Annotated in this window: 13 protein-coding genes; 1 reads left to right on the top strand and 12 read right to left on the bottom strand. The window is 59.6% G+C overall.

The window, feature by feature from the left end; all coding sequences use genetic code 11:
- Positions 1-21: 21 nt before the first annotated feature.
- The 6 genes from B8783_RS15690 to trmB form a co-directional block, all read right to left on the bottom strand.
- On the bottom strand, positions 22-690 hold the full coding sequence (locus B8783_RS15690; protein ID WP_233355823.1) for an RNA-binding protein: 669 nt from the start codon (positions 688-690) through the stop codon (positions 22-24).
- Positions 671-2,455 (bottom strand): transcription termination factor NusA, encoded by a 1,785-nt coding sequence (gene nusA / locus B8783_RS15695; protein ID WP_084421021.1) that lies wholly within the window; start codon positions 2,453-2,455, stop codon positions 671-673. The genes B8783_RS15690 and nusA overlap by 20 nt, the downstream gene beginning before the upstream one ends.
- Entirely contained in the window at positions 2,452-3,060 is a 609-nt protein-coding gene (rimP, locus tag B8783_RS15700; RefSeq protein WP_084421022.1) for a ribosome maturation factor RimP, read from the bottom strand. Before rimP ends, nusA begins: the two co-directional genes overlap by 4 nt.
- 212 nt (positions 3,061-3,272) lie before the next feature.
- Positions 3,273-3,482: a cold-shock protein gene (locus B8783_RS15705; RefSeq protein ID WP_084421023.1), complete on the bottom strand. Its 210-nt coding sequence runs from the start codon at positions 3,480-3,482 to the stop codon at positions 3,273-3,275.
- 193 nt (positions 3,483-3,675) lie between these two features.
- A complete protein-coding gene (locus tag B8783_RS15710; protein ID WP_139792397.1) occupies positions 3,676-4,854 on the bottom strand; it encodes an energy transducer TonB in 1,179 nt (392 codons plus the stop codon).
- A gap of 65 nt (positions 4,855-4,919) precedes the next feature.
- Complete coding sequence (gene trmB / locus B8783_RS15715) at positions 4,920-5,522, bottom strand: tRNA (guanosine(46)-N7)-methyltransferase TrmB (protein ID WP_407646326.1); 603 nt, start codon at positions 5,520-5,522, stop codon at positions 4,920-4,922.
- A gap of 86 nt (positions 5,523-5,608) precedes the next feature.
- Here trmB and B8783_RS15720 point away from each other — a divergent pair, with 86 nt between their 5' ends.
- Positions 5,609-7,243 (top strand): hypothetical protein, encoded by a 1,635-nt coding sequence (locus tag B8783_RS15720; RefSeq protein WP_084421025.1) that lies wholly within the window; start codon positions 5,609-5,611, stop codon positions 7,241-7,243.
- Positions 7,244-7,275: 32 nt separating this feature from the next.
- On the opposite strand, the gene metK is transcribed toward B8783_RS15720, so the two are convergent.
- The 6 genes from metK to B8783_RS15750 form a co-directional block, all read right to left on the bottom strand.
- Positions 7,276-8,472 (bottom strand): methionine adenosyltransferase, encoded by a 1,197-nt coding sequence (metK, locus tag B8783_RS15725; protein ID WP_084421026.1) that lies wholly within the window; start codon positions 8,470-8,472, stop codon positions 7,276-7,278.
- Positions 8,473-8,537: 65 nt separating this feature from the next.
- Positions 8,538-8,957, bottom strand: coding sequence for a helix-turn-helix domain-containing protein (locus B8783_RS15730; RefSeq protein ID WP_084421027.1), 420 nt, complete (start codon positions 8,955-8,957; stop codon positions 8,538-8,540).
- Between the two features lie 38 nt (positions 8,958-8,995).
- A complete protein-coding gene (gene lnt / locus B8783_RS15735) occupies positions 8,996-10,639 on the bottom strand; it encodes an apolipoprotein N-acyltransferase (RefSeq protein ID WP_084421028.1) in 1,644 nt (547 codons plus the stop codon).
- Entirely contained in the window at positions 10,636-11,352 is a 717-nt protein-coding gene (locus tag B8783_RS15740) for a hemolysin family protein (RefSeq protein ID WP_233355824.1), read from the bottom strand. The genes lnt and B8783_RS15740 overlap by 4 nt, the downstream gene beginning before the upstream one ends.
- 125 nt (positions 11,353-11,477) lie before the next feature.
- Positions 11,478-11,948 carry an rRNA maturation RNase YbeY gene (gene ybeY, locus B8783_RS15745; protein WP_084421030.1) on the bottom strand — a complete coding sequence of 157 codons (471 nt, stop codon included), beginning with the start codon at positions 11,946-11,948 and terminating at the stop codon, positions 11,478-11,480.
- Positions 11,945-12,904, bottom strand: coding sequence for a PhoH family protein (locus B8783_RS15750; RefSeq protein ID WP_084421031.1), 960 nt, complete (start codon positions 12,902-12,904; stop codon positions 11,945-11,947). The genes ybeY and B8783_RS15750 overlap by 4 nt, the downstream gene beginning before the upstream one ends.

A 12,904-nucleotide genomic window follows, 5' to 3' on the forward strand; every position in this document is an offset into this window, starting at 1 on the left:
CCTGTCCCCTGCCGTAATGTCTTACCTATCCAGACCAGAGAACCAGTCTCGCTCCGGTGCTGATCGAAACCCGACAAGCCGCTGATACGCGGCGTCGAAAGCTTTCGACAGCGAACCCTTCTGAAGCAGCGCATGTATCACATGCGGGCGTCCAAAGGCCATGCCCAATTCAGCAGACGTCAGAGCGCCTGCCGTTCTAGGCGTGTCATACATCGCCTTTGCGAGAAAATGAACCTTGTTACGGCCATCTTCACTGCCATCGCTCGCTTCAAGGAGGATGCCGGGCTCTTGCTTTCTAAGATAGGCACGAACCTGGTCGAATCCAATGACTACATCACCTGCCTTGCGCGCCATGCCCAATGCACCGATGCACCGTTGCAACAATTGCTGTTCGATCAGCTCGGTCGTGTCATCGCGGATGGCGGTTTTCTGCTTGAACGCACGGGAGAGAACGCCGCCCTTTATCGCCGCGTCGATGCTTGCCCTGTCGGCTGTCACCCATGCCCCACGTCCGGGGAGTTTTCCGGCGATATCGGGAATAGCTTCGCCATCAGGCGAGCGGACAAAGCGGATCAGCCTGTCCTGAGGCAGGCTTTCACGCGAGACGGCGCACTGGCGGCTCGGGCCGCCAGTGTCCTTGTCATCTGACGCCTTCAGGCGCCTTTTCGGCTCATTCTTTTTGGTCGGCATCATCGCCGTCCTCTGGCTGAACCTCTTCAGCGGCAAGCGCATCAAGGTCAAAGATAAGCTCTTCTTCGGCCAGTTCGGTCGACTCTTCGGTGACCTTGCCAATTTCGCCGAGCGCCAGAAGCGCACGTTCTTCAGCGGTGAGGTCGGCTGCATCGTCTTCTGCCTGAGCGGCCATATCGGCTTCAAGCTGAGCGAGCGCTTCCGGCTCGACCCATCCAGCGGCGACGCGGGCCTTCATGATGAAGAGTTGGGCCTCATCCTTGCGCATCTCACCCTTTTTCAGGATGCCGTCCTGGAAGACAGGCTTGCCATCAGGGCCTGGCTCACGCCAGCCGGTGATGTCGTCTGGGACCAGACCTGCAATGTCTTCGACGGTTTTGACGTCGTTCTCGCCAAACTTGACGGCGAAACCGGTCGTCATGCCATCCAGCTCCATCATCTCGTCCTCGACACCCAGCTCCTTGCGGCGGGCATCCTGCTCGGCGGCGAGCTTCTCAAGGTATTCGCGGGCGCGTTCCTGGATCTCGTTGGCAACTTCGAGGTCGAAGCCGTCAATCGTGATGAAGTCTTCCGGTGCGACGTAGGCGATTTCCTCAACCGTCTCAAAGCCTTCCGAAGCCAGCAGCTGCGCCAGCGTTTCGTCGGCATCGAGCGCTTTCATGAAGAGCTCAGTGCGCATCTGGAAGTCACGCTGGTAACGCTCGGAATCGGCGCTCTCGGTGACCAGGTCGATCTGCCAGCCGGTCAGCTGGGAGGCGAGACGCACGTTCTGACCGCGGCGGCCAATGGCCAGCGGGAACTGGTCATCGGCAACGACAACTTCAACGCGCTGCTCGTCTTCATCGAGCACCACTTTCGACACTTCGGCCGGCTGCAGGGCGTTCACGATGAAGGTCGCGGCGTCGTAATTCCATGGAATGATGTCGATCTTCTCGCCCGACAGCTCGCCAACGACGGCCTGAACACGGGCACCGCGCATACCAACACAGGCGCCGACCGGATCGATCGAGCTGTCATTGGAAATCACGCCGATCTTGGCACGTGAGCCTGCATCGCGGGCACAGGCGCGGATCTCGATGACGCCGTCATAGACTTCCGGCACTTCCTGGGCGAACAGCTTGACCATGAAGTCAGGATGGGCGCGCGACAGGAAGATTTGCGGGCCTTTGGTCTCGCGGGAGACCTTGTAGAGATAGGCACGCACGCGGTCATTCGGCTGGAAGTTCTCGCGCGGGATACCGTCATTGCGGCGGATAATGCCTTCCGCGCGGCCAAGGTCCACGATGACGTGGCCATATTCGACGCGCTTGACGATGCCGTTGATGATCTCACCGACGCGGTCCTTGTACTCGCCGTACTGACGCTCACGCTCTGCGTCGCGTACCTTCTGCATGATGACCTGCTTGGCGGTCTGTGCAGCCACGCGGCCAAAGTCGAAGGGTGGAAGCTCTTCAGTGATCTCGCCGCCAATCTCGAGCGTAGGGTCGATCTTCTTGGCGTCGGTGAGCGAGAGCTGCTGGGCAGGATCTTCGAGCTCATCATCGGCAACGACGGTCTGGACGCGCCAGAGGGTCTGTTCGCCAGTGTCACCGTCGATGCGGGCACGGATGTCGTGCTCCTGACCGTAGCGGGATTTGGCAGCTTTCTCGATTGCTTCCTGCATCGCCTCGATCACGATCGAGCGGTCAATCGCTTTTTCTTCAGCGACCGCCTTGGCAATCTGCAGGATTTCGAGCCGGTTGGCTGATACGCCGACTGTACTCATCTGTCTGCTCCACTTTCTTCTTCATTATTGTCGTCAGTGTCTTCGTCATCGCTCTCGTCAACTTCGAGACCGGTGAAATTCTCATCGTCTGGCTGGGGTGGCAGGCCACCAGCGGCCTTGGCGGCGTCGATCAGCTCATCGGTGAGCACCAGGCTCGCCTTGGACATCTCGTGCACCTGCGCCACCAGCTCGCTTTCGTCGTCGAGCTCGATGGCGACGCCATTATCGTCTTCACGTTGTATCACGCCCTGGAACCGGCGCCGACCATTGATCGGCATGGCCAGCTCGACCTTGGCGAGGTGGCCGACCCAACGGCCGAAATCGCCGGTGCGGGTGAGGGGGCGGTCAATGCCCGGTGTCGAGACTTCGAGACGGTACGGATCGGAGATCGGGTCTGCTGCTTCCAGGACCGGCGAAATGCCGTGTGACAGGTTTGCGCAATCCTCGACATCTGTCGGGGCGCCGCCTGCCTTCTCCGCCATGATCTGAAGCAATGGCCGATGTCCGCCCATGATACGCACGCGCACAATCTCCATGCCGAGATCGTCTGCGACGGGCTCGATCAGGGAGAGAATGGTTTTTTCCTGCTGTGTCAGGGCAATCACGGCTAAATGTCTCCGGGACAAAAGAAAGCGGCGGACCCGTTTCCGGACCCGCCGCCGATATTTTTCGACTTGCTGGCTATGTAGCCATGAAGGCCGGTTTTGTCCATAGGCCTGCATCAGCAGGCGATCTGGGCGAAAACAAAAACGGCGGGCTCTTGCGAACCCGCCGTTTCGTAACCTGTCGCTGAGGCCCAAGGGCCAAAGCATCAAGCCTAGAGAAGTTTCAGGTCCACGGCCGAGGTCTTGCCACGGCGTTCGTCGGTCTGAAGCTCATATTGGATCGGCGCATCTTCTGCGAGGGTGCGCATGCCTGAGCGTTCAACCGCAGAGATGTGCACGAAGATGTCCGTGCCACCGGCGTCCGGCTTGATGAAGCCATAGCCTTTTTGGTCGTTGAACCATTTTACTTTTCCGGTTGCCATATTGGCTACTCCAGTCTTCTCCCCGTGCCATCCCACACTGTGCGGGTGGTCACGAAGGGTCTCGAAGTACGGGGGGAAGTGAAGCAAAGGCCGCCGGTCCGACGGGGTCTCGTTATTCAGACCGACCGCAAATTCGATTTACGGAGTATGCCTGAAAACTCGCCTGACCACAATCAGACTTTCATGACAGCTGTTAATCGTCGAGCGACGCCCTGAAAACCATGATGAGATTATTGCTGGTGGTTGTGCAGGTTTCTCCAGGCACGCCTTCCTCGACGATCCACTTCCACTGAAGCGCCGTTTCGGCCGCCTGATCCTCAAAAATGCCGGCGGGAACAGCGGCGAGAACGGTCGTGTCGCTGACGCGCCCGTCTTCCAGGGACATTCTGAAAACCACCGACCCGTATTTGGCGCCCTCATATTCAGGGTCACTATAATACAGCCTTGGAACCTCGCTCATATGACCGGCACAGAGCGGAAGTTTTGTTTGATTTTCCGACGACGCCGATGAGGCGCTTGAAGAGGCTATGCCGTTATCGGCCTCGAGAATGGCGTTGACCTCGGTGTTAAGGCGGCCCGGATCCTTGTGATAGCGTCGATTGAGCCGGTTATCGCCACCGACGGACTGGAAGTACGCCATCATCGTGTTGCGCCATGCCACTGTCTGGAAATAGTGCTCTGCGAGCCATTCGGGCTGTGCGCTGAGCTCGCCCGATAGTTTTGAAAGGTCAGCCTGATGTTGCGCCATGTCGAGGACCTGCTGATCGTCAGGGGCAATTTTGAACGCGGATGTCAGCGCGAACATCTTCGCATTGCTCCAATGGCTGCCGATCATCTGCTTGACGGGGGCGAAATGGGCTGCGGCGGCATCGGCGGCCGCAATTGCTTTGCGCCAATCGCCGTCCTTGGCATCCGAGAAATAGCGCTTGTTGAAGGCGGTCAGCGAGAGCATCGATACGGTCCCGTCAGCCTTGGCCTTTAACGCCTCATCGAGCGTCTTGCGCGTTTTTCTGTCGTCCGGAGCGCTGCGCCATGCTGAATAGGCGCTAAGCAATTCAACATCCTCTGCGCTTAGCGGCGCAATCGCTCGGCCCGGGCTTGCCGCGAATTCAGCGAATGGAGCGGCGCCCTCGCAGTCGGCATACTGACAGAGGGCTTGTCCGGCTTCATAGGCGAGCTGTCCGGCATCTTCGCGATCAGTATTTTCAAGCGCGGCCTTGCCAAGATTTGTCGCGGCGACGATCTTTTCCTGCGGCGTGCCGTCCGCCATGGCCTGATTATAGGACACCATCACTTCACTGATATCGGCTGCCTGCGCAGGGACACCAAAGGCAATACATGCCAGCGCCGCAATTAAGCTCATTCGTTTCACGGTGATCTCCCCGATTATTTCGCTCGGAGATTAAGCGGCGTTTCAGTCTGCACAACCCAAAATCGCTATGAGGGTCGCCGTAAAAAGTCGTAAAATACCGGGGCGATATCCCCCAGATTCTTGGTCTCGTAGCGGGTGCGGACATGGTCTGCCGGTGGGGTGCGCCAGTCATCGGCTTTCTGCGCCTGCCACTCGAAGGCTGGGTGCGCGATGAATTTGACCAGTGCTTCATCGGCATAGGAGCGGACATCGGTCGCAAACCTCAGCTGCGCGCCCGGCTTCATGATGCGGGCCACGGCATCCAGAAAGTCCGGCTGAACAATCCGCCGCTTCTGGTGGCGCTTTTTCGGCCATGGATCAGGAAAGAGAATAAACAGCCGGTCGACCGACTGGTCCGGCATTCCGTCGATCAGAATGCGCGCATCCTCATCCCAGATGCGGACATTGGTCAGCGCCATCTCGTCGATATCTGACAGGCATTTGGCAATGCCCTCGATGAACACTTCGCTCGCAAGATAGCCGACGTCCGGATGCTTGCTGGCCTGCGCGCTGACATGCTCGCCGCCTCCAAAACCGATCTCCAGCCAGACCTCCTTGCGGGGGCTTCCAAAGGCTTTCTGAAGGTCCACAGTTCCGTCTGGGTCAAATGCGACCCTCATTTCGGGCAATAGATTATCAACCAAACTCTGTTGTCTGGCGGACAGGGGGCGACCGCCCTTACGGCCAAAGGAGCGTATCGGTGCATGATGAGACGATGTCACTAGACTCTCCGGTTCAATCGCGGGCTTCGCTTCTGGACAAGCCTGCCGATAAGATTTCGTGGCGCTGGTGGGCCTTGTGGCTGGTCGGTTTCGGCGTTTTCTCGATGATGGCGCCGCGCGATGCAAGCTTTGATGTCGCTCATTATCATCTGCACAATGGCTGGTCGGTCCTGAATGGCCGCATGGGCCAGGATCTGGCGCCAGCAGAGCTGCACAGTTTCCTCAATCCGGTTTGGCAGGTTTTCGTCTGGCTGCTGGTCGACACGTTGCCGGGAAGACTTGTCGGGTTTTTGCTTGGCGCGCTTCAGGGGCTGATCCTGCCGGCGCTATACGCCCTGACGCGCCGTCTTATGCATCGCGCCGATGCGACCCCGTCCCAGATGGCGGTTCTGGCGATTAGTCTTGCTGGTTTCACGGCTGAGGGCATGTTCGGGCTGCTGTCATCGGTCCGCAATGATGCCGTGTGCGCTGCCGCGTTTCTCGGCGCGCTCGTGATGATCATTCCGTCCGACAGGGCCCAGCCCAGCCTTCTAAGGTTCGGCCTTGCGAGCTTGCTGATGGGGGCGCTGGTCGGGATGAAGCTGACAAATAGCGTCTATGTCCTGTTTTTCGCCCTGGCCGTACCGCTCCTCGTGACGGGATGGCGCATGCGGATAAACGTTCTGGCGGTTTGTGCTGTGAGCGGGCTTGTCGGCATTCTGGTCACAGGTGGCTGGTGGGCCTGGTATATGTACCAGACCTTCGAGAACCCGATCTTTCCATTCATGAACACCTTCTTCGAAGGCCCGTTGGGCCCAGACACACCGTTCAGGGATGATCGCTATGTGCCCTCCGGGCTGCTCGGCGCGGTCTTCCGGCCGTTCGTTTTTCTCTTCGATGGCGAGATGATAAATGAAGACGGCTTCTTTGATCCCCGGCTGCAGCTTGGCTACCTCGCCAGTTTTGCTCTGCTCGCAGCAGCGATCTGGAAAACTTCGAAGATGCCTGCAATCGCCGCCAGAACCGCTGTTGCATTCGGCGCGGCCTTTATCTTCACCATCATCGCCTGGGGGCTGATGTTCTCGATTGCGCGGTACCTGCTGGCGATCTGGATACTCGGGCCGACGTTCGTGGCGTATGCACTTGCTGTCTGGAAGCCTGAAATCTGGTCAGCGAAATATGCGCCGCATGCGTCTCTCGGCGCGTTGGCGCTTCTGTTTGTTGTGACGCAGCCATCCGAGCTTCGGCGAGTGGCTTGGTCGACCTGGACCGGGCCGTATATCGAAGCCGAGCTGCCAGAGCGCGATTTCGCGAATGCGACGATTGCGTTTTCGGGCGGCTACCCGTCTGCGTTTTTGTCGTCATTTTTCCCTGAGAGCGCGCGCCTCACGCATCTGGTGCCGCAGGTCTGGAGCGCGCCTGCGCTGGCCAATTACAACTATCAGATCCGCGATCTGATCCGGGATCCATCGCGCGATCTATATGTCGTGATTGTCGATACCGAAAGCCATTGGGACGAGGCCCGTGAAAGGCTGCGGCGCGACGAGAATGTGGTTTTTGATGAGGCGGCCTGCGAGCGGATTTATACGTCGCTCGATTCACCGGGCGTAGAATGGAAAATCTGTCCGGCAGAGGTAACGCCCGGCTGAAGCATGTCCAGCCGGGCGATCAGTTCTTTTGACTAGACTGCAAGGTCTTTGAGGCTCTCGACCAGATCAAGGCGCTCCCAGGAGAAGCCGCCTTCATTGTCCGGTGTGCGGCCGAAGTGGCCATAGGCTGCTGTGCGGGCGAACACAGGACGGTTCAGGCCAAGCGCCAGGCGGATCCCGCGCGGGCTGAGGTCCATGATTTCCATCAACCGCTTTTCAAGTGCACGTTCGTCGGTGTTTGCGGTGTCGTGCAGATTGACGTTGATCGACAGCGGTTTTGCAACGCCGATGGCGTAGGACAGCTGCAGCGTGCAGCGCTTGGCAAGGCCAGCCGCCACGACGTTCTTCGCAAGATAGCGCGAGGCATAAGCGGCAGAGCGGTCAACTTTCGTCGGGTCCTTGCCGGAGAAGGCACCGCCACCGTGCGGGGCAGAGCCGCCATAGGTGTCGACAATGATCTTGCGGCCTGTGAGGCCCGCATCGCCGTCCGGTCCACCGATCACGAAATTACCGGTCGGATTGACGTAGAAGCTCTCTTCTTTCGGGAACCAGCCTTCAGGCAGGATATCAGCGACAATCGGGCGAACCAGCTCGCGAATGTCAGAAGCCGAATAGCCTTCGGTGTGCTGTGTGGAGACGACGACCGCATCGACGCCGACGGGAACGCCGTTCTCGTAAGCCATGGTGACCTGGCTCTTGGCATCGGGCTGGAATTCCTTGCGCTCGCCGGAGTGGCGCAGCTCGGCCATCCGCTTCAGGATGCGGTGGGAATACGAAATCGGCGCCGGCATATATTCGTCGGTCTCGTCGCTGGCATAGCCAAACATGATGCCCTGGTCGCCAGCACCTTCTTCGGTGTAGGTGCCCGTGCCTTCATCAACGCCTGCAGCGATGTCTTCCGACTGGCCGTGCAGCCAGTTGGCAAGCTTCAAATTTTCCCAGTGAAAGCCGTCCTGCTCATAGCCAATGTCGCGCACGGCAGACCGAACAACGTCCTCAATCATGTCGGGCGTGATGGTGTCGGGCCCGCGCATCTCGCCAAGCAAAGCAACTTGATTGGTTGTCGCGGCGGTTTCGCAGGCGACACGAACACGTGAAGGTTCATACCCGGCTTTCAGCGCTTCGCGGAAGTAGAGATCGACCACTTCGTCGGAAATCCGGTCGCAGACCTTGTCCGGGTGGCCTTCGGAAACGCTTTCGCTGGTGAAGAGAAATTTCGTTGGGGTCAATTTAATATCCAGTGTCGTGATCGGGTTTAAGGAAGGTCTCTGATAGTCGGTCTGTTCTGGCCCGCCTAGCCGTCATCGTTCTTTTTACCGGATGCGGCTGCCGCTTTGATAGTGTTGAGGAAAGATTTGCGCAATGTTTCATCACGAATCTGCTGGAACGCAGCGACCAGCTCCATGGCTTCATGATCCATGAGGGGTAAGGGACCTGGCTCGGAATCCTCGGCCAGTTGCTGGTTCGGCATCGCCAGATAGTCTTCGGCGCCGTCGAAAAAGTAGAGGACGGGAACGTCGAGCGCGACCGACATTTCGTACAGTCGCCCGGCGGATATGCGGTTCACGCCTTTTTCGTATTTCTGGACTTGCTGAAATGTCAGGCTCAGTTTTTCACCGAGTTGCTCCTGTGTGAGGCTGAGCTCCCGGCGGCGCCAGCGCAGGCGTTGGCCGACCAGCTGGTCTATCTTGCTTGGCAATTTGCTATCGGTCATTCGGGGCCTTTGCCTGATCGTTCACGTTGCGAACGTGTCTAGCGCTGCCAGGTCAGGAAGGCCAGAATGCTGGTGCCAACAAGCGTGAGCCAGAACAGGGCGGCTCCAAACCGCTGATAGGGGGTGGCCGCCAATGCGACCGGTAGCTGGGTCGTGACAACTGAGGATTCCCATCCTTCGGGATCACCGTCGACAGGCTGCCCGTGCGCCGTTTCGCGTCCGTAGCCGTCCACCATGGCTGTGTCGCCCCGGCTGGCCACGCGGGCCATTGGCAGACCGCTTTCGATCGAGCGGTAGCGGTTTTGGGCATAGTGCTGGGCCGGGCCCATGCCGCGCCCGAACCAGGCGTCATTTGAAATTGTCACGATCCACTGGGCGTCTTCGCGCTGCGGGCCAGCCGTGCGTGTGACCTCCGGGAACAGGGCTTCATAGCAGATTAGCGCGACGAATGGCGGAAGGTCGCGTGGGAACAGAACGGTGGCCTCGCTTCCAGGTGTGAAGCCACTCACGGCCAGCTGCTGCATCGCATCGGGCAGAATGCCCGAGATATGGCGCCCGAACGGAATGATTTCCGATGCGGCCAGCTCGCCGAAAGGCACCAGCCGGAACTTGTCGTAAAGCGCAATCAATTCGGCGCGGCCGTTTTCAGTCTGCAGGACGGCCATGCTGTTATGGAAAAGATCGGTATCGCCTTCAACATTGCGGCGGGTCGAGCCCGCGATGAGGGTGCGTGGACCAAGATACGCCGCAATCACATCGAGCGCGTAATTGCTGGCGAGCATATCGAAAGGCATCGCGCCCTCAGGCCAGATGACAATGTCGCCTTCAGTGCCTTCAATATCGCGGAGAAAGCTTCCATAGCGCGCCAGGACCAGTTCCCCGGCACCAGGCTGGAACTTCTGGTTCTGCGGAACGCCAGCATCCATCAGGGTTACGGTCTGCGCCGTCAGCTCGCTTGGTTCTGCGATGCGCTGGGCCCCGAATGTCCAGCCGAGCGCGACGAGTATCACGCTCATTGTGACCGGCAATGCTCGCCCGAGAACGCCGCGTGTGCCGCGCGTGTCAACGAGCGCGGCGGGGGCGGCGCAAATGAAGAGGGTCACAAGCGTCAGCCAGTAGACGCCGCCAAGGGACGCTGCTTGCGACAGCGCGCCACCCGGTCCCCATGTGGTGCCGAAGATATTCCAGGGAAAGCCGCCGAAGAGATAGCCTCGGGTGACCTCTGCGAGTGCCATGAATATGGCAAAGATGAAAACACGAGATGGCGAGGCGGACCAGAACGCTCCGGCGAGGGCAATTGCGCCTCCCCATATCAGCGCCATGCCGCCGGGAAGGGCAATCAGAGGCATCCAGATATAGGCCGCGTGGCGGGCTGGATCGACGAGGAAGGGGGAGATCGTCCAGTACATCCCGACAAGGAAGAAGCCGTAGCCAAATGCCCAGCCTCGCATGAAGAGTGACCGCCCCCAGCGCACTTTCATACGGCTGCCGTCCAGCATCCAGATGAAGGCGGTGACACACAGCACAAGTACCGGCGTGAGATGGAAGGGGGCAAAGGCCAGCGCTGAAAGCGCGCCCAGCAAAACGGTCACGCCAAAGGCAGACCAGCCAGACAGGCTTGCCAGCGCTTCGTGTATAGGGCTTAGCGCCGTGAAACCGTGGCTGCGGATCCGTGTGCTCAAGCGGGGACCTCGGTGGGCAGTTTTCGGATCACAAGCCGGTCGATCCGGCGCGCATCGCCGTCGAGGATTTCGATGTCGGCGCCAACTGGATGGCGCAGCACTTCGCCGCGAAGGGGCACTTTGCCAGCCAGTGCAAACGCGACGCCGCCAAGGGTATCGACTTCCACATCCTGCTCGACAAGATCGAGATCGAGGCCGGTCTTCTCTTCGAAGTCCGAGATTTCCATCCGGGCATCGACTTCCCAGGCGTGCCGACCACGTCGCACCACCATGGCAGGTTCCTCGTCGTGCTCGTCCTCGATGTCGCCGACGATCTCTTCCATCAGGTCTTCGAGGGAGACAAGGCCGTCCGTGCCGCCATATTCGTCGACGACGAGCGCCATATGGATGCGGCTGGATTGCATCTTCACAAGCAGATCGGCGAGCTTCATAGAAGCCGGCACGAATAGAATGTCCCGGCGCAGGCGCTCCAGCGGCCGGTCCAGGCCGTCGCCGCCACGTGCGATCTCTCCGACGACATCCTTGATGTGAACAAGCCCGATCGGGTCGTCCAGGGACTCGCGGTACACTGGCAGACGAGAATGGGACTCTTCGGCATAAAGCTGGATCAGGGCTGGCAGGTCTGTGCTGAGTTCGACACCGACGATTTCGGCCCGTGGCACCATCACATCAGCGACGCGCGCTTCTTCAAACTCTGCAAGTCTCAGACGCATCTGTTGCGGCGTTTGCGGCGCTGAATGAGCAACCGTTGGCTCTGGCTGGGGGGATACATTGCGCCGCCGGCCGAATTTGAAAATTCGCGGGCGGCGCCGTCTCTCTCGGTCTGTACTGTCAGTCATTAGCCTTCAACTTGGGACTGCACGAAGTATGGATCTGCGATGCCTAGCGAGGCAAGCGCCTGAATTTCCAAGGCTTCCATTTCGCGCGCTTCTTCATCTTCCATATGGTCATAGCCGATCAAATGAAGATAGCCGTGAATGACGAGATGCGTGAGATGGTCAGCGAGTTTAATTCTGCGTGTGTCCGCATCAACACGGCAGATGCCGAGACCAACCGCAATGTCGCCAAGGAAAGGCGCGTCCATTTCGTCTGCGGGGAAGGACAGGACGTCGGTCGGCTTGTCCTTGCTGCGCCAGTCACGATTAAGCTGCTGCATCTCGGCATTGTCGGTGAGAAGAACGGCGATTTCGCCCTCAACGCCGGTCAGCGCGATGGCGGCATTCAGCGCGCGAACACAAATCGCTTCGGCGTCAGCTATTTCCGTTGTCCAGGCATCGCATTCGACGCGAAGATCAAGAGCAAGCGTCATTTGCTGGCCTCGGCGTCGCGGTCATAGGCGCGGATAATCCTCGACACCAGCGCATGGCGGCGAACATCAGCGGCGGTGAAGTGGACCATGCCGGTGCCTTCAACGCCGTCGAGGATGCGCAGGGCATGAGCGAGGCCGGATGGCGTCTTTGGCGGAAGGTCCACCTGACCCGGGTCACCCGTGACGACCATACGGCTGTCGCGCCCAAGCCGGGTGAGTACCATTTTCGTCTGACCAACCGTCGCATTCTGGGCTTCGTCCATGATGACGAAGGCATTCTTCAGCGTACGGCCGCGCATGAAGGCGAGCGGGGCAACCTCGATGATCTTCTTTTCGCGCATCCGCTCGACATGATCGGCGCCCAGAACTTCGTTGAGCGCATCCCAGATGGGGCGCAGGTATGGCTCGACCTTTTCTTCGAGGTCACCGGGAAGAAAGCCGAGATTTTCGCCAGCTTCCACGGCCGGCCGCGTAATGATGAGGCGTTCCTTGGTCTTCTTGCGAAGCTCTGCTGCGCCTGCTGCAACCGCCAGAAACGTCTTGCCGGTACCGGCCGGGCCAACGCCAAACACCAGATCTGTGGCGGGCTTGGTCAGCAGGTCCAGATAGCGGGCTTGCGTCTTGGTCTGCGGCATGACGGGCACGCGCAGACCTGTGAGCGAACCATAGCTTTCCGCTGGCGCCTGGGCCTGATCGATCGCGCCTTCAAAGGCTTCCTCGCCCGCCTGCGGGTCCGATCTCAGCATTCGCTCAAAGGCGGCGAGTGCGGCCTCGGCGTCGGCAACGGCAGCCGGCGTGCCGGTCAGCCGGATGCTGCCGCCCTGACTGTCGGCTTTCAGCTTGCCGTCAATCAGGGCCATTTCGAGCTTCATGAGATTGCGGTGCTGCGGCCCACAGATTGCGGGCAGCTGAGCAGGGTTTTCAGGCGTGTAGAGCCGGGTGATCGCGCCTTTCAA

It is taken from the genome of Henriciella litoralis (assembly GCF_002088935.1).
Classification (GTDB): Bacteria; Pseudomonadota; Alphaproteobacteria; order Caulobacterales; family Hyphomonadaceae; genus Henriciella; species Henriciella litoralis.

What these genes read in the sequence shown, in the direction of transcription:
- B8783_RS15705 (WP_084421023.1), bottom strand. Translation starts at nt 3,482, where the DNA reads ATGGCAACCGGAAAAGTAAAATGGTTCAACGACCAAAAAGGCTATGGC.
- B8783_RS15730 (WP_084421027.1), bottom strand. Translation starts at nt 8,957, where the DNA reads ATGACCGATAGCAAATTGCCAAGCAAGATAGACCAGCTGGTCGGCCAA.
- B8783_RS15690 (WP_233355823.1), bottom strand. Translation starts at nt 690, where the DNA reads ATGCCGACCAAAAAGAATGAGCCGAAAAGGCGCCTGAAGGCGTCAGAT.
- B8783_RS15720 (WP_084421025.1), top strand. Translation starts at nt 5,609, where the DNA reads ATGTCACTAGACTCTCCGGTTCAATCGCGGGCTTCGCTTCTGGACAAG.
- ybeY (WP_084421030.1), bottom strand. Translation starts at nt 11,948, where the DNA reads ATGACGCTTGCTCTTGATCTTCGCGTCGAATGCGATGCCTGGACAACG.
- B8783_RS15740 (WP_233355824.1), bottom strand. Translation starts at nt 11,352, where the DNA reads ATGCGTCTGAGACTTGCAGAGTTTGAAGAAGCGCGCGTCGCTGATGTG.
- nusA (WP_084421021.1), bottom strand. Translation starts at nt 2,455, where the DNA reads ATGAGTACAGTCGGCGTATCAGCCAACCGGCTCGAAATCCTGCAGATT.